General features: G+C 70.4%; 12 protein-coding genes. 6 read left to right on the plus strand and 6 right to left on the minus strand.

Going from position 1 to position 13808, the window contains the following annotated elements; genetic code table 11:
• Positions 1–276: 276 nt before the first annotated feature.
• Positions 277–1500 carry a cation:proton antiporter gene (locus J8M50_RS25715; protein WP_010360013.1) on the minus strand — a complete coding sequence of 408 codons (1224 nt, stop codon included), beginning with the start codon at positions 1498–1500 and terminating at the stop codon, positions 277–279.
• 284 nt (positions 1501–1784) lie between these two features.
• Here J8M50_RS25715 and J8M50_RS25720 point away from each other — a divergent pair, with 284 nt between their 5' ends.
• Positions 1785–2261, plus strand: coding sequence for a GbsR/MarR family transcriptional regulator (locus tag J8M50_RS25720; RefSeq protein ID WP_199849153.1), 477 nt, complete (start codon positions 1785–1787; stop codon positions 2259–2261).
• Between the two features lie 2 nt (positions 2262–2263).
• A complete protein-coding gene (locus tag J8M50_RS25725; protein ID WP_029184622.1) occupies positions 2264–3145 on the plus strand; it encodes a class I SAM-dependent methyltransferase in 882 nt (293 codons plus the stop codon).
• Positions 3146–3190: 45 nt separating this feature from the next.
• Here the strand turns inward: J8M50_RS25725 and J8M50_RS25730 are convergent, their stop codons facing one another.
• Complete coding sequence (locus tag J8M50_RS25730) at positions 3191–3493, minus strand: STAS domain-containing protein (protein WP_010360010.1); 303 nt, start codon at positions 3491–3493, stop codon at positions 3191–3193.
• 185 nt (positions 3494–3678) lie between these two features.
• Between J8M50_RS25730 and J8M50_RS25735 the strand changes: the two genes are divergently transcribed.
• Positions 3679–4749: a PucR family transcriptional regulator gene (locus J8M50_RS25735; RefSeq protein ID WP_010360009.1), complete on the plus strand. Its 1071-nt coding sequence runs from the start codon at positions 3679–3681 to the stop codon at positions 4747–4749.
• Between the two features lie 86 nt (positions 4750–4835).
• Here J8M50_RS25735 and J8M50_RS25740 read toward each other — a convergent pair whose 3' ends face one another.
• The gene (locus J8M50_RS25740; RefSeq protein ID WP_223786267.1) at positions 4836–5132 is read right to left on the minus strand and encodes a hypothetical protein; all 297 of its coding nucleotides are present in this window, start codon (positions 5130–5132) and stop codon (positions 4836–4838) included.
• A 266-nt stretch (positions 5133–5398) separates the two neighbouring features.
• Positions 5399–6001, minus strand: a complete 603-nt coding sequence (locus tag J8M50_RS25745) for a substrate-binding domain-containing protein (RefSeq protein ID WP_078481445.1) — start codon at positions 5999–6001, stop codon at positions 5399–5401.
• 418 nt (positions 6002–6419) lie between these two features.
• On the opposite strand from J8M50_RS25745, the gene J8M50_RS25755 reads away from it, so the two are divergent.
• Positions 6420–7928, plus strand: a complete 1509-nt coding sequence (locus tag J8M50_RS25755) for a flavin monoamine oxidase family protein (protein WP_158002846.1) — start codon at positions 6420–6422, stop codon at positions 7926–7928.
• 158 nt (positions 7929–8086) lie between these two features.
• Entirely contained in the window at positions 8087–9868 is a 1782-nt protein-coding gene (locus J8M50_RS25760) for a S8 family peptidase (RefSeq protein ID WP_178855085.1), read from the plus strand.
• Between the two features lie 60 nt (positions 9869–9928).
• Here J8M50_RS25760 and J8M50_RS25765 read toward each other — a convergent pair whose 3' ends face one another.
• Entirely contained in the window at positions 9929–10705 is a 777-nt protein-coding gene (locus J8M50_RS25765; protein ID WP_010360004.1) for a polysaccharide deacetylase family protein, read from the minus strand.
• Between the two features lie 252 nt (positions 10706–10957).
• On the opposite strand from J8M50_RS25765, the gene J8M50_RS25770 reads away from it, so the two are divergent.
• Entirely contained in the window at positions 10958–13156 is a 2199-nt protein-coding gene (locus tag J8M50_RS25770; protein ID WP_010360003.1) for a sialidase family protein, read from the plus strand.
• Positions 13157–13200: 44 nt separating this feature from the next.
• Here J8M50_RS25770 and J8M50_RS25775 read toward each other — a convergent pair whose 3' ends face one another.
• Positions 13201–13791, minus strand: a complete 591-nt coding sequence (locus J8M50_RS25775; protein WP_010360002.1) for a TetR/AcrR family transcriptional regulator — start codon at positions 13789–13791, stop codon at positions 13201–13203.
• Between the last annotated feature and the right edge of the window lie 17 nt (positions 13792–13808).

The following is a 13808-nucleotide window of genomic DNA, read 5'->3' on the forward strand; positions in this document are numbered from 1 at the left end:
GACACTCGCCCACTGGCTCAACGGCCGTGTGTGAAACCAGCTGATCTACGACACCGTCAAGATCGCCCTCCTGAGGTGCCGTGCCGGCCTTCATCGGGCTCGTCGCTGTGGGGGTCCCCATCGGCGTCACGCTGAGCTTCCTGATGGTCGTCCCGCTGGTCAACGGGATTGCGATCGGCATGCTGTCGACCCTGCTCGGCCGGCGGATCGCTGTCCTCCACATCACCGCCGGCTCGGTGCCTGGAGAGAAACGTCTTCGGTATGGACGAGCCTGGTTCAGGCAGCGGCGCGGTCGTCTTCGTGCGCGCTTCGGGCGGTGTCGTTGTCGGTGGGGGCGTCGATGTGGAAGAGGCGGGCGATGGGGACGTCGGTGGAGCTGTGGGCGACGATGGAGAAGGCGATGCAGACGGCGATCAGGGTGAACGCCTCTTCGGCCTGGGGGATGCCGGACTGCAGGACGAGCAGGCCGTAGACGACCGAGGCGAAGCCCTTCGGGCCGAACCAGGCCGCCACCAGCTTCTCCTTGCGGGAGATCGTCGTGCCGAGCAGTGAGACCAGCAGGGAGGCGGGGCGGATCAGGACGATCGCCAGGACTACCGCCGCGTACCCGCCCAGGGACAGGTCGCCGAACAACTGCGGCGTGAGCAGCGCGCCGAACACCAGCAGCGCGGCGAACTTGGCGAGTTCGGCCAGCGCCTCGCCCAGCGGCTCGAAGGACGCCTTCGCTTCGGGGGAGAGGTGGACGAGGACTGCTCCTGCCGAGAACGCGGCCAGGTAGGGGTTGGCGTGGGTGAGGTGGCATGCCCCGTACAGGATGATCCCCGTGGCCAGCGGTAGCAGCGGCTGGAGCTTGGGTTCCGCCCCGAGCAGCCGGAACCGTACGAGGCCGTTGACGAGCAGGGGCAGGACGGCGCCGAAGAGCAGTCCGAGGAGCAGCTCGACCGCGATCGTCCCCGCTGAGGCGTCGGCGCTGTGCGCGGTGGGGCCTGCGGCGGCGATCAGCACCAGGACCACGGGAAGGGCGAGACCGTCGTTGATGCCGCTCTCCACGTTCAGCAACTGCCGCAGCTTGGCGGGGACTTCGGCACGTGTGACGATCGCCGACGCGAACACCGGGTCCGTCGGCGCCAGCACGGCTCCGACCAGGAACGACGTCGTCCAGTCCAGGCCCGCCAGGTAGTGGGTGACCAGCGCCATGAACACGAACGCGAGGGGCATCCCCAGGCCCAGGGCGCGTGCCGGGTTCCTCCAGTTGGCGCGCAGTTTCGGCAGGGACACGTGCATGCCGTCGGTGAACAGGACGGCGAACAGGGCGAGATCGGCGGTGACCGACACGATCTCGCTGTCCGGGGTGACGTGGATCAGCCCGAGGAAACCGTCGCTGACGAGCGCGCCGCCGGCCAGGAAGAGGAGGGAGGTGGACAGGACCGTCCGGGCGGCCAGGCCCGACAGCAGCACCGCCACCAGCAACGCGACGCCGAAAACCAGCACGAGCACCATGACGGCCGCCCCCGATCGGAAGAGAGAGTGATCCCCTGTTCGCCGACCAGGCTTCCCGGCACACCGGGGGGAACCTTACGCGTCCTTGACGCTTCTTTGACAGGTCGAATACAGGCAGCCCGGCGGCGGCCGTGTTGCCGGGTTCCGGCAATCCGGCCGCCGCCGGGCGCTGCGGCGCCTTCTTGTGGCCCGGCCTTGTCAGGGCCAGGCCGACGCCCTAATTTCAGTCATGAGTGAAGCAGTTGGATTTTGATGAACCAACTGAAGAAAGCGAGGGTGTGCCGGTGGAGCCGAGGAGCGGGGAGGTGCTGGAGTGGGTGGAGCGGGTCGCGAAGTACTGTGCGGATCAGGACGGTGTGCCGCTGATCGCGGGCCGGGTGCTGGGGTGGCTGATGATCTGTGATCCGCCGGAGCAGTCCGCGCAGGAGATCGCGTCCGCGATCGGGGCGAGCCGGGCCTCGCTGTCGACGAACCTGCGGCTGCTGAGTTCGGTCGGCTTCCTGCACGAGCTCACCCGGCCGGGAAGCCGCACGGTGTACTACCGGGTCGAGGACGACGCCTGGGAGAAGGTCGTGCGGCGGCAGATCGCCTCCCTCACCTCACTCGGGCGGATCATGCGCGACGGGATGAGGCTGACCGGCCCCGGGACGGCGCGCGGCACCCGGATCGGCGCTGCCCACGAAGTCTTCGAGTGGCTGGAGGAGACCTTCGCCGACGCGCCACCATCCCCGTCCGAAGTCCGCCGTGCGAAGGAGGCGTGAGCGTGCCGAAGAACTCCGTTGCGGCGCAGACCGCGCTGGGGCCGATGGTGATCGCGGCGTGCGAGCAGTACCTTCCCGCCTCCCGGCGTGTGCTGGACGACGACCTGGCCGTCCGCTTTCTGCCCCTGGGCCTGCGCACGGTCGTGGCCGCGTGCCGGTGGCGCCCGGTGCGCCGTCTCCTCCAGAGCGCGACGGACCAGAAAGGGGTCGGGCTCTGGGCGGAGGTGCTCGCCCGTAAACGGTTCGCCGACGACCAGGTCCGCGCCGCGCTCGGGGCGGGGATCAGACAGTTCGTGTTCCTCGGCGCGGGCCTGGACACCCGGGCGTACCGCCTGGTGACGGCGCCGGACGCCCGCGTCGTCGAGGTCGACCTGCCCGCCAACATCGTCCATAAGCGTCGGCGCCTGGAGGCGGTGTACGGCAGGGTGCCCGCTCATGTGGTGCTCGTCCCGGTCGACTTCCAGACCGATGACCTCGCCGGTTCCCTGGCCGCCCACGGCCTGCGCCTGGGGGAGGAGCCGACGATGGTCGTCTGGGAGGCCGTGACCCAGTACCTGACCGAGGAAGGAGTCCGCAGGACACTGGCGTTCCTCGCCGGTGCCACCCCGGGGAGCTGTCTCATCTTCACCTACGTCCTCAGGGACTTCCTCGACGGAACCGACTTCCACGGCGCCGAGGGCGCCTACCGCGACTTTGTGGCCAAGCGGCCGATATGGCGCTTCGGACTCGCCCCGTACGACGTGCGCCCTCTGCTGGAGGAGTACGGCTGGGCCGAGCGGGAGCAGGCCGGCGCCGGGGAGTACAGCGCGCGCTACCTCCAGCCGGCCGGGCGTGACGTGCCGGTCTCCGGGATCGAACGGTTCGTCCGTGCGGAGAAGACCTGAGGTGCCGGGGCTGTTCGGTAGGGGGAGCACCGGAACGGAAAACGGCTACCGGAGCTGGTCGTTGTGGCGTTCGAGGGCGCGTTCCAGGGCGATCTTGCGCAGGGCGGCCTGCACCTGGCTGTTCGGGTGGGTGAGGGTGAGGCGGGTGCCGTGCGCCCGTGCGGGCTTTGAGCGCGGTGAAGAGGCGGCGCAGCCGGCGGGGCTGAGATGGCCGAGGCCGGAGAGGTCGATCTCCACGGTGCCGGGTCCCGTACGGATGATCCGGGTCAGGCGCCGGGCCGTGGCTTCGGTGCTGTCCGCGTCGAGGTCCCCGCGCAGCCGGACACACCGGTGGAGGAAGGGGCTCACGGGGGGCTCCGGGCAGACGGGGGCATCTGCCGACCAGGCTTTCCGGCGCACCTGCGGGCAGCCGACCGCCCCCGGTGGGTCCTCGCCTGCGGGGAACTGCCGGAACCCCGCAGTCACCCTTGGGGCCGGGCTGCGGGATGATGCGTCAGGAAGACGTCAAGACAGCATCGGTTTCGGGGGCGGCAGTGACGGGGCGGGACAGTGCGGGGGAGTACGAGTTGTATCTGGAGGGGTACGCCGGGATCCTGAAGGACGCCGGAGCGAGCGGGCGGCGGCTGACGCGGGAGGAACTCGACTCGCGGCGGATGCTGGGGGAACGGGCGGCGGAGGCCGGCGTGGGGCTGCGGGCCCTGGTCGCCGCGCATCTGGCCGCCACGCGTGCGGAGTGTCCGTCGGGGGCGGGGGTGTCGGTGGACGCGGTGCTGGCCGTCACCGCGCAGGCCCTCGACGCGTTCGCCGAGGGCTACGAACGCGCGCAGCACGATGCGGTGCGACGGGAGGAGGCGGCCCGCCGGGAGTTCATCGACGACCTGCTGTACGGCCGCAGCGACCTGGGCAGCCTCGCCCAGCGCGCCGAACGCTACGGGCTGCGCCTGGCCCGCGCCCACGCGGTCGCCGTGGCCCGGGGAACGGCCGCCTATGCGGAGGGCGACCCGGTGCTGCGCACGGTGGAACATGCTCTGACCAGCAGGTTCGGGGAGCGCGAGATCCTGCTCACCACCAAGAACGGCCGCCTGGTGTGCGTCGTACCCGGCGACCAGCACGAGATCCTCGCGTACTTCGCGAAGCAGGCGTTCGCCGCCACCGGCGGGGGCCAGGCGGCGATCGGCCGCCCGCACCCCGGCCCGGCCGGCGTCGTGCAGTCCTACGAGGAAGCCCTCAACATGCTCGACGTCGCCGAACGCCTCCAGGTCGACGAACCGGTCCTGCACGCCACCGACCTCCTCGTCTACCCCGTCCTCACCCGTGACCGGCAGGCCATGACCGACCTCGTCGACAGCACCCTCGGCCCGCTGCGCGGCGCCCGCGGCGGCGCCCAGCCCCTCCTGGAGACCCTGACCGCGTACTTCGACGCCGGCTGCGTGTCCGCGGAAGCCGCCCGCCGTCTGTCCCTGAGCGTGCGCGCCCTCACCTACCGCCTCGAACGCATCCACCAGCTCACCGGCTCCGACCCGTCCGACCCCACCCACCGCTACACCCTCCAGACCGCCGTCATCGGCGCCCGCCTGCTGAACTGGCCGGCGACCGCCTCCTGACCGCCGGACACGCGGCGTCAGGAGCGCGTCAAGGAACGCGTGCGCCGCTGGTCAGCGTGTCCTGTCGCGGTGCAGGTGGCGGTTTCTCACTGGGTTTCATCAGGGCTGGCAGATTCGTGCTGACCGGGCCGAGAGTGACGGATCCGCGCGACACCCGTGTCCAGGTCCACACCAAGTGGTGTCGCTTCGCCGATCCGAACGTTCTTGCGGAACCTTTCCTGCTCCATCGCCCGCTTCACCGCCTGCGCGGCTGGAGAGAACTCCTCTGACAGCGCGGAGGTACGCCCCTTCACCTTGCGGTAATAGATCCACCCACGGCGCTCTGCCCACAGGAAAACGAGGTCCATAAGCATCAGACAGACGCCGACTGCTACTGCGATCACAGTGGTCCTCACACCGTTGAAACGCAGTAACTGTCCACCGCGTTCCACGCTCCAACAGCCGGCCAGGCACTGCGGTGCAAGCAACTTCCGCGAAGCCAGGCCGTTTGAGAACACCGGCCACCGACGTTCTCCAACGACCAGGCACCCGTGCAGGTCAGCAGACCGCTATCTGGCAGCAGCACTTCAACAGGACACAGCGACTCGCGAGTTGTCTCAACTGCCGCTGAACGGCGAGGAAAAGGACGCGGACGGGGCAGCCCTGCTGGTCAAAGTCCGGCCACCGTACGGCGAGGTGACGGCACCGTTCTCCTGCACGACATCCACCCCACCTCGGTGGCCGCCGTCCCCGAGGTGTGTCCCGCGGTCTCGATGACGTCGATCAGTGCCGTGACCGCGGCCGGTAGCGATATGCCGGGAGCGAGGGAGAGCGTGCTGACCGGAGGGTCGCAGGACGCGTACGAGGGATCCTCGCTCGCGCAGACGACGAGCAGGTCCTCGGGGACACGCAGGCCGAGCCGGGCGGCACTCGTCAGGGCGCGTCGGCCGCAGTAGTCGTAGATCCCGAACACCGCGTCGGGCCGCTCGGGAGAGGCGAGAACCCTGTCGAGGGGCCCGTCGGGATGCGGTGAGAGGGTGTTCTGCACGACCTGCGGCAGCTGGCCCCGACGGCGGCACCACTCGGTGTACGCGGCGACGCGCGCGCGTGTAGTGCTCCTCTCCCGGCCCGGCCAGGAGAGCGACCCGGCGGGCCCCCTGGGTGGCCAGATGGTCGAGCACGCCACGGGTCGCGGCCACGTGGTCGTTGTCCACCCACACTTCATCCGGTCTCGGGTCGACGGGGCGGCCGTCGAAGGCGAGGGGGATTCCATGGGCCCGCAGAGTGTCCGCGACGGGGTCGCCGGCGGGGCTGTCCATCAGGACGACGCCGGCGACGCGCAGCGCCGTCCACAGATTCTGCCGGGCGGCGCAGGGGAGCGTGACGAGCGCGTAGCCGTGGCGGTGGGCGGCGGCGGTGGCCGCGGTGATCGACCAGGAGAAGAAGGGGACCTCGGCGAAGTTCCAGTCCGTGTACCCGTACGTCGTGACGGCGAGCCCGAGCGCACGCGGAACCGCTGAACCACCGTCGTAGCCCAGGGCCGAGGCCAGCGCACGGACGCGGTCACGGGTGTGCGCGGTCATACGACCGGTGCCCTTGAGGGCATGCGAGACCGTGGCCGTCGAGACCGTTGAATGGGCGGACATTTTCTGCGAATTCCGTCGTTGGATCACGCTGGCAGTACCCCTTGGATGCGAACCCTGCGCGCTTCACACGACATGTCCCGGCGCACGGTCATGCGCGGCGCGCTCGCCACGGCCGGGTTCGCCGCCGTCGACGTCTCGCTGGGCCAGTCCGCGTCGGCCGCCGGCCGTCCCGCCGTCATGGCGCGCTCCACACCGCATGACGCGCGTGTGGTCGTCGTCGGTGCCGGACTCGCCGGGCTCACCGCCGCCTACCGGCTGGCCCGCCAGGGCGTCCACGTCCAGGTCTTCGAAGCACGCGACGACCGCGTCGGCGGTCGCTGCTGGACCGCGAGGGGGTTCGCGGGAGGCCAGCTCGCCGAGCACGGGGGCGAACGGATCGACACCCGGCACACGCACATCCGCAAGCTCGCGGGCGAACTCGGTCTGCGGCTGGAGGAGGACAACCCCGGCCGCCGGCACGGCGAGCGCGGGGTTCTCTCCCTCCAGGGCGCCGTACGGGACCAGGCCGTGGTCTCCAAGGACATGGACCTGGTCGAGAAACGGCTGCGGGCCGACGCCCGGCGCATCGGCAGCTACGTCGCGGACCGCGCCTCCCGCGCCGCCCGCGACTTCGACCAGCTCTCCGTACGCGACTGGCTCCAGGCCAACGTGCCCGGGGGGATGAGTTTGCTGCTCGGTTCCCGTCTCGCGTGCGGCGTCGGCACCTTCTACGGCAGCGACGCGGCCGATCTGAGCGCGATCAACCTCATCGAGCAGTTCCTCGGACCCGCGGGCGCGGACGAGAAGTACCACGTCGAGGGAGGCAACGACCTGATCCTCCGCGGACTGGCCGCTCGCCTGCCCGAGCCCGCCCTGCACTTCGGCGCGCCGCTGCTCGCCGTACGCCGCACCGGCGACACCTACCGGCTGCGCTTCGGCGGCGTCCGCCGGGAGGTGATCGCCGACCGCGTCGTCCTCGCGCTGCCGTTCACCACCCTGCGCCGCGTCGACCTCGACGACTCGGGACTCGGCGCCCGCAAGCGCGAAGCCATCGACAATCACGGCATGGGCACGGACGCCAAGGTGCTGCTCCAGTTCGACCGGCAGTTCCACCGGTTCGGCGACTTCAGCGGGCGCATCACCAGCGACGACCCGCAGCTGACCAGCTGGGACACGTCGGCGTACCAGACCGGGGCCGAGGGGCTGCTCACCCTCTTCGTCGGCGGCTGGAGCGGCTCCTCGTACCCCACCGCGACAGCGCACGGGAAGCTGTCCGCCGCCGTCACCAGGACCGCGCTCGGCCGGCTCGACGCCCTCGTACCCGGTCTGAAGAGTGCCTACAACGGCCACGGCCGGCTGGACTCCTGGGTCGACGACCCCTGGGCACGCGGTTCGTACGCCTCCTACCGGCCGGGCCAGTTCACCAAGTACTGGGGGTGGACCGGCCGTTCCGAGGGCCGGCTGCACTTCGCGGGCGAACACACCAGCACGCACAGCCAGGGGTACCTCAACGGCGCCGTGGAAAGCGGCGAACGCGTCGCCCGCGAGGTGCTCACCGCGCTCGGACGGGCCTGAGTACAGCCCTCGCCCGACATCTCTTTTCAGCCATGCCACGTCCCTGCGCGGAAAGTACTTCCCTCCAGGGTCATGCACCTGACATTTTGCATCCACCACTCGTTTCGTACGACCCGGCCAGTGCCCTCCGCATGGCCGGGCCGTCTCCGGAGGACGCATTGACACCCCACATATCCAGCCGCGCCAGACGTACCTTGGCGCTGGCGGCCACGCTCGGCGTCGCCCTCACGTTCGGCGCCACGAGCGCCCTCGCGGGCACGCTCCCCGTGGTGCCCTCCACCACGCCGGCCGCCGTGCAGGCTTCCCAGAGTGCGGACTGGGTGGCCGGCACGCGTGCCTACCTCGTGATCACCGCCCCCGGTGACAGTTCGGCGGTCCGCGCCGCGATCGAGGCAGCCGGCGGCACCGTCTTCTCGAACTTCGACGCCATCGGCGTGATCGTCGCCCACTCGGCGTCCAGCGGATTCGCCGCCACCATGCGCGGCGTCGCCGGCGTGCAGCAGGTCGGTGCCACCCGCACCTCGGACATCCCCGCCGACGCCTACAACCCGGCCCTCCCCGCCAATCCGCCCCAGGCGTCCACCCCGGCCGGAGAACCGGTCCGGGTCGACATGAGCCAGATCAAGGCCGACCAGGCGTGGGCCGTGAACCCGGGCTCCGCCTCCGTCAAGGTCGGCATCCTGGACACCGGCGTGGACGACCAGCACCAGGACCTGGCGCCCAACTTCGACGCGGCCGACTCGGTCTCCTGCGCCTACGGCAAGCCCGACACCCGTACCGGCGCCTGGCGGGACGTCGACACGCACGGCACCCACGTAGCGGGCACCGTCGCCGCCGCCAAGAACGGCAAGGGCGTCGTCGGCGTGGCACCCGGGGTGAAGATCGCCGCGGTCCGGGTCGCCGAGCCGGGCAACGCCTTCTTCTTCGCCGAGAACACCATCTGCGGCTTCGTCTGGGCCGGTGACCACGGCTTCAAGGTCACCAACAACAGCTATTACACCGACCCGTGGCAGTTCAACTGCCCGGACAACATCGACCAGGCCGCCATCATCGAGGGCGTCGAGCGCGCCCAGGAGTACGCCGAGAGCAAGGGCTCCCTCCAGATCGCCGCAGCGGGCAACGAGAACTACGACCTCGCCCACAAGACGACCGACTCCGCGAGCCCGAACGACTCGACGCCGGTCACCCGCACCATCACCAACGCCTGCCTCGACATCCCGACCGAGCTGCCGGGCGTGGTCACGGTCGCGGCCAACGGCACCGGCGTCACCAAGGCCTCGTTCTCCAACTTCGGACAGGGCGTCATCGACATCGCGGCGCCGGGCAGCAACGTGTACTCCACCGTCCCCGGCGGCGGCTACGGCAGCAAGAGCGGTACGTCGATGGCGACCCCGCACGTGGTCGGCGTGGCGGCGCTCATCGCCAGCGCCGACCCGGGCATCACCCCGGCGCAGATCCGCGCCAAGCTGGCCGCCCAGGCCAACGACATCGCCTGCCCCTCGGACAGCCGCTGCACGGGCACGACGGCCAACAACTCGTTCTTCGGCGAAGGACAGGCCGACGCACTCAAGGCCGTCGGGGCCACCCCGCCGCCGGCCGGGCCGTACTTCGAGAACCTCGCGGACTTCGCCGTCAACGACAACGCGACCGTGGAGAGCCCGATCGCCGTCACCGGCGTGACCGGCAACGCCCCGGCCACCCTCAAGGTGGGTGTGGACATCAAGCACACCTACATCGGTGACCTGAAGGTCGACCTGGTGGCGCCGGACGGCACCGTCTACACGCTGCACAACCACACCGGCGGCGGCACCGACAACATCACCCAGACCTACACCGTGGACGCCTCCTCGGAGGTCGCGAACGGCGCCTGGAAGCTGCGCGTCAACGACAACGCCGCCTCCGACACGGGCAAGATCGACGCCTGGAACCTCACCTTCTAAGCGCAGGACCGACAAGAGCCTCGACAGCGGTGTACGCCGCGGTCGGGGCCAGCCGGCCGGTCACCTGTAGATCTTGCCGGGCTCGGCCTCGGACGGAGCGAGCAGTTGGGAGACGGTCACGAAGGTGTAGCCCTGCTCGCCGAGCGCCTCCAGGATGGCCGGCATGGCCGGCACGGTGCCCTTGTGCAGCGGGTGGAGCAGGACGATCCCGTCGCGGTCGGCGCCGTCGAGCACGCGCTTGGTGATCAGCGCGGTGTCGTCCGTCGCGTAGTCCTTCGCGGTCACCGTCCACAGCACCTGCGCCATCCCCAGTTCTTTCGCGACCTTGGAGACGCGGTCGTCGGTGCGGCCCTGGGGCGGGCGCATCAGTGTCGGCTCGCTGCCGGTGATGCCGGAGATGGCCCGCGCCGTGCGGCGCAGCTCGTCGCGGATCTGCGCATCGGAGACATCGGTCAGCACCGCGTGCGTCCAGGTGTGGTCCCCGATCTCGTGGCCGTCCTCGGCGATCCGCCGCACCACGGCCGGGAACTGGTGGATACCCCTGCCTTCGAGGAAGAACGTCGACGGCGCCTTGTACTTCTTCAGGAGGTCCATCAACCGGTCGGTGGGTTCGCCAGGGTTGCCGTCGAAGGTGAGCGCGATGCACTTGGCCTTCCGGCAGTCCACCTGTCCCGGCGGTACACCTGCTCCGGACGCGGCCCGGTCACGTTCCTCGCGCGGGGAGAGCGTCTCCATCTTGTTCGCCTGGATGACCATGAGGACAGTCGCCGTCACGGCCCCCACCACGGCCAGGGTCAGGAGTATGAGCAGGCGAGGCCGCCTTTTCAGGATCTTCACCTCAGGGAGAAGAAGCCGGCACCGGCGAGGTTGCCCGGCGGCCTCGACAGTGAGGCAGAACACATGTACGGCTCTTTCGAACGAGCTGTGAAGCGATCTCGACGGCTTATGGAGGACCGGTGTCCCGGCGCCACGCCACTCCCTTGGCGTCGACCGCAGGCGTAACTACTCATCGTGCACTTAATGTGACCGTCGGTGATCGTTGTGTGACTCGGCCACCGGCCCTCTCAGCTCCACAGATTGAGGTACGCCATGCATCCGTCCGACCTGAGTCGGCGTTCCGTCCTCGCCGGGACCGTGGCCGGCGCCGCGCTCATCGGCCTCCCGGCCCTCCAGGGCCGCTCCCTGGCAGCGCCCTCCGCGCAGCCCTACCACTGGGACAACGCGGTCATCGGCGGCACCGGATTCGTCACCGGTGTGATCTTCCACCCCGCCGTACGGGGCCTCGCCTACGCCCGTACCGACATGGGCGGCGCCTACCGCTGGGACGACAACGCGACCCGCTGGATCCCGCTGCTGGACTGGATCAGCCAGGCCGACCAGAACCTCCTCGGCGTCGAGTCCCTGGCCATCGACCCCGCTCGGGCGGACAGCATCTACCTGGCCGTCGGCACCTACTCCCAGTCCTGGGCGAGCAACGGCGCGTTCCTGCGCTCCGACGACCGCGGGACCACCTGGACCCGCACCGACCTCACCGTGAAGCTCGGCTCCAACGAGGACGGCCGGGGCGCGGGCGAGCGCCTCCTCGTGGACCCCCGCGACAGCAACACCCTGTGGCTGGGCACCCGGCACGACGGCCTGCTCAAGTCGACGGACCGGGGTGCGACCTGGGCCGCCGCGAAGGGCTTCCCGCCCAAGCCCAGCGCCACCGGACAGGGCGTCACCGTCCTCGTCGCCGCCGAGCGCGACCTCTACGCCGGCTGGGGCGACGGCGACGGCACCTCGGCCGCGGTCACCCTGTACCGCACCAGTGACGGCGGCACCACCTGGGTACCCGTCCCCGGTCAGCCGGCCGGCCCGGAGGCCAAGATGCCGATGCGGGCCGCGTACGACAGCCGCGCCAAGGAGCTGTACGTGACGTACGCCAACGCCCCGGGCCCCAACGGCCAGTCCAACGGAAGCGTGCGCAAACTGGCCGTCACCTCCGGCACATGGACCGACGTCACACCGGTGAAGCCCGGAGGCTCCGACAGCTTCGGGTACGGCGGGGCCGCCGTCGATCCCCAGAACACCGGCACCGTCGTCGTCACCACCAACAACCGCTGGTCGTCGGGCGACACCCTGTTCCGCACCACCGACGGGGGCCGGACCTGGACCTCGCTCGCGGACGGGGCCCGGCTGGACGTGTCGGAGACCCCGTTCCTCAAGTGGGGCAAGGACGCGCCGACGTTCGGGTGGTGGATCCAGATGGCCGCCATCGACCCGTACGACTCCCAGCACATCGTCTACGGCACCGGCGCCACCCTCTACGGGACCCGCGACCTGAAGAACTGGGCCCCGCAGATCCGCGGCCTGGAGGAGACCTCGGTGCTCTTCCTGATCTCTCCTCCCGCCGGCCAGGCACACGTGCTCAGCGGTTCACGGGACATCGGGACCCTGTACCACGACCAGCTGACGGCCTCACCGGCCGGCGGCCTGGCGACCAACCCGATCTTCGTCACCGCGACCGGCCTCGCGCAGGCCGCCGGCCAGCCGTCCTACGTGGTGCGTACGGGGCTGGGGAACAGCGGCAACGGCGCCTACTCGAACGACGGCGGGCAGACCTGGAACCCCTTCGCGTCCCAGCCGGCCGCCGCGAAGGGCGCGTCGGGACCGATCGCCGTCACCGCCGACGGCAACGTGCTGCTGTGGTCCTTCGTGCCCGGGGACGGTACGAAGCAGCCGACGCGGCGTTCCACGGACAACGGCGCCACGTGGCCGGAGGTCTCCTCCTTCCCCAGCGGCGCCACACCGGTGGCCGACCCGGCCGACCCGGCGGTCCTCTACGCCTTCGACACCGGTACGGGGACGCTGTTCGCCAGCACCGACCGGGGCGTGACGTTCAGGGCCCGGGCCACCGGACTCCCCTCCGGCGACGCCGGGTTCAAACTGGTCGCGGCGCCCGGACGCTCCGGCGACCTGTGGCTCAGCGCCAAGACCAACGGGCTGTACCGGTCCACCGACGGCGGCAAAACCTTCGCGAAGGTCGCGAGCTGCGAGGCCTCGTACACACTCGGCTTCGGCGCGGCGGCCGACGGTGCCTCCTACCTCTCGGTCTACCACGTCGCCACCGTCGCGGGCGTCACCGGTGTCTTCCGCTCCGACGACGCCGCGAGAACCTGGCGGCGCATCAACGACGACCAGCACCAGTGGGGCTGGCTGGGCGAGGCCATCACCGGAGATCCCCGCGACCCCGGCAAGGTGTACCTGGCCACCAACGGCCGGGGCATCCAGGTCGGGCAGCCGGCCTAGGTGTATTGACCACGAGCGTTGTCGACAGGGCGGATGCCGTCGTTTCACTCGGCCTGGGCTGCGAGGCTGTCGGTGAACAGATCCAGGAGTCTCCTGGCACGTGCTCCGGAATCGTCGGGTCCGGTGATGCCGAGGAGGGCGCAGATCGCGACGGTCACGTCCATGGCGTCGAGGTTGTCACGCATGCTGCCGTCTGCCACGCCGTCGGCGAGGTACGCGGCGACCACCTCGCCAACCCCGTCGGAGGCGGGGGAGGCGAACGGGGTCGCGGACTGGCCGGCGGCGCGCAGTGTGTCCATCATGCCGCGGGTGGCGAGCATGAATGAGGCGAACTCCGCCACCCAGACCCGGATCGACGCATGCGCGTTCTGGGCCTGGGTGCGCGCGCGTGCACGCGCGGTGACCTCGTCGAGCTTGCTCTGGTAGACGGCCAGTGCCAGTTCGTCCCTGGACGGGAAGTGGCGGTAGAGCGTGGCGACGCCGACACCGGCCGAGCGTGCGATCTGGTTCATCGAGACGGTCTCGCCTGCGGTGTCGGCGCGGGTGAACGCCTCTCTGGCCGCAGCCACGATCACCTCACGATTGCGTCTGCGGTCGGCTCGCTCGCGGTGGATCGGAGCGGCGTCGTTCGACAAGTGGAATGCACTCCCTT

The sequence above is a fragment of the Streptomyces acidiscabies genome, from assembly GCF_020010905.1.
Taxonomy (GTDB): domain Bacteria; phylum Actinomycetota; class Actinomycetes; order Streptomycetales; family Streptomycetaceae; genus Streptomyces; species Streptomyces acidiscabies.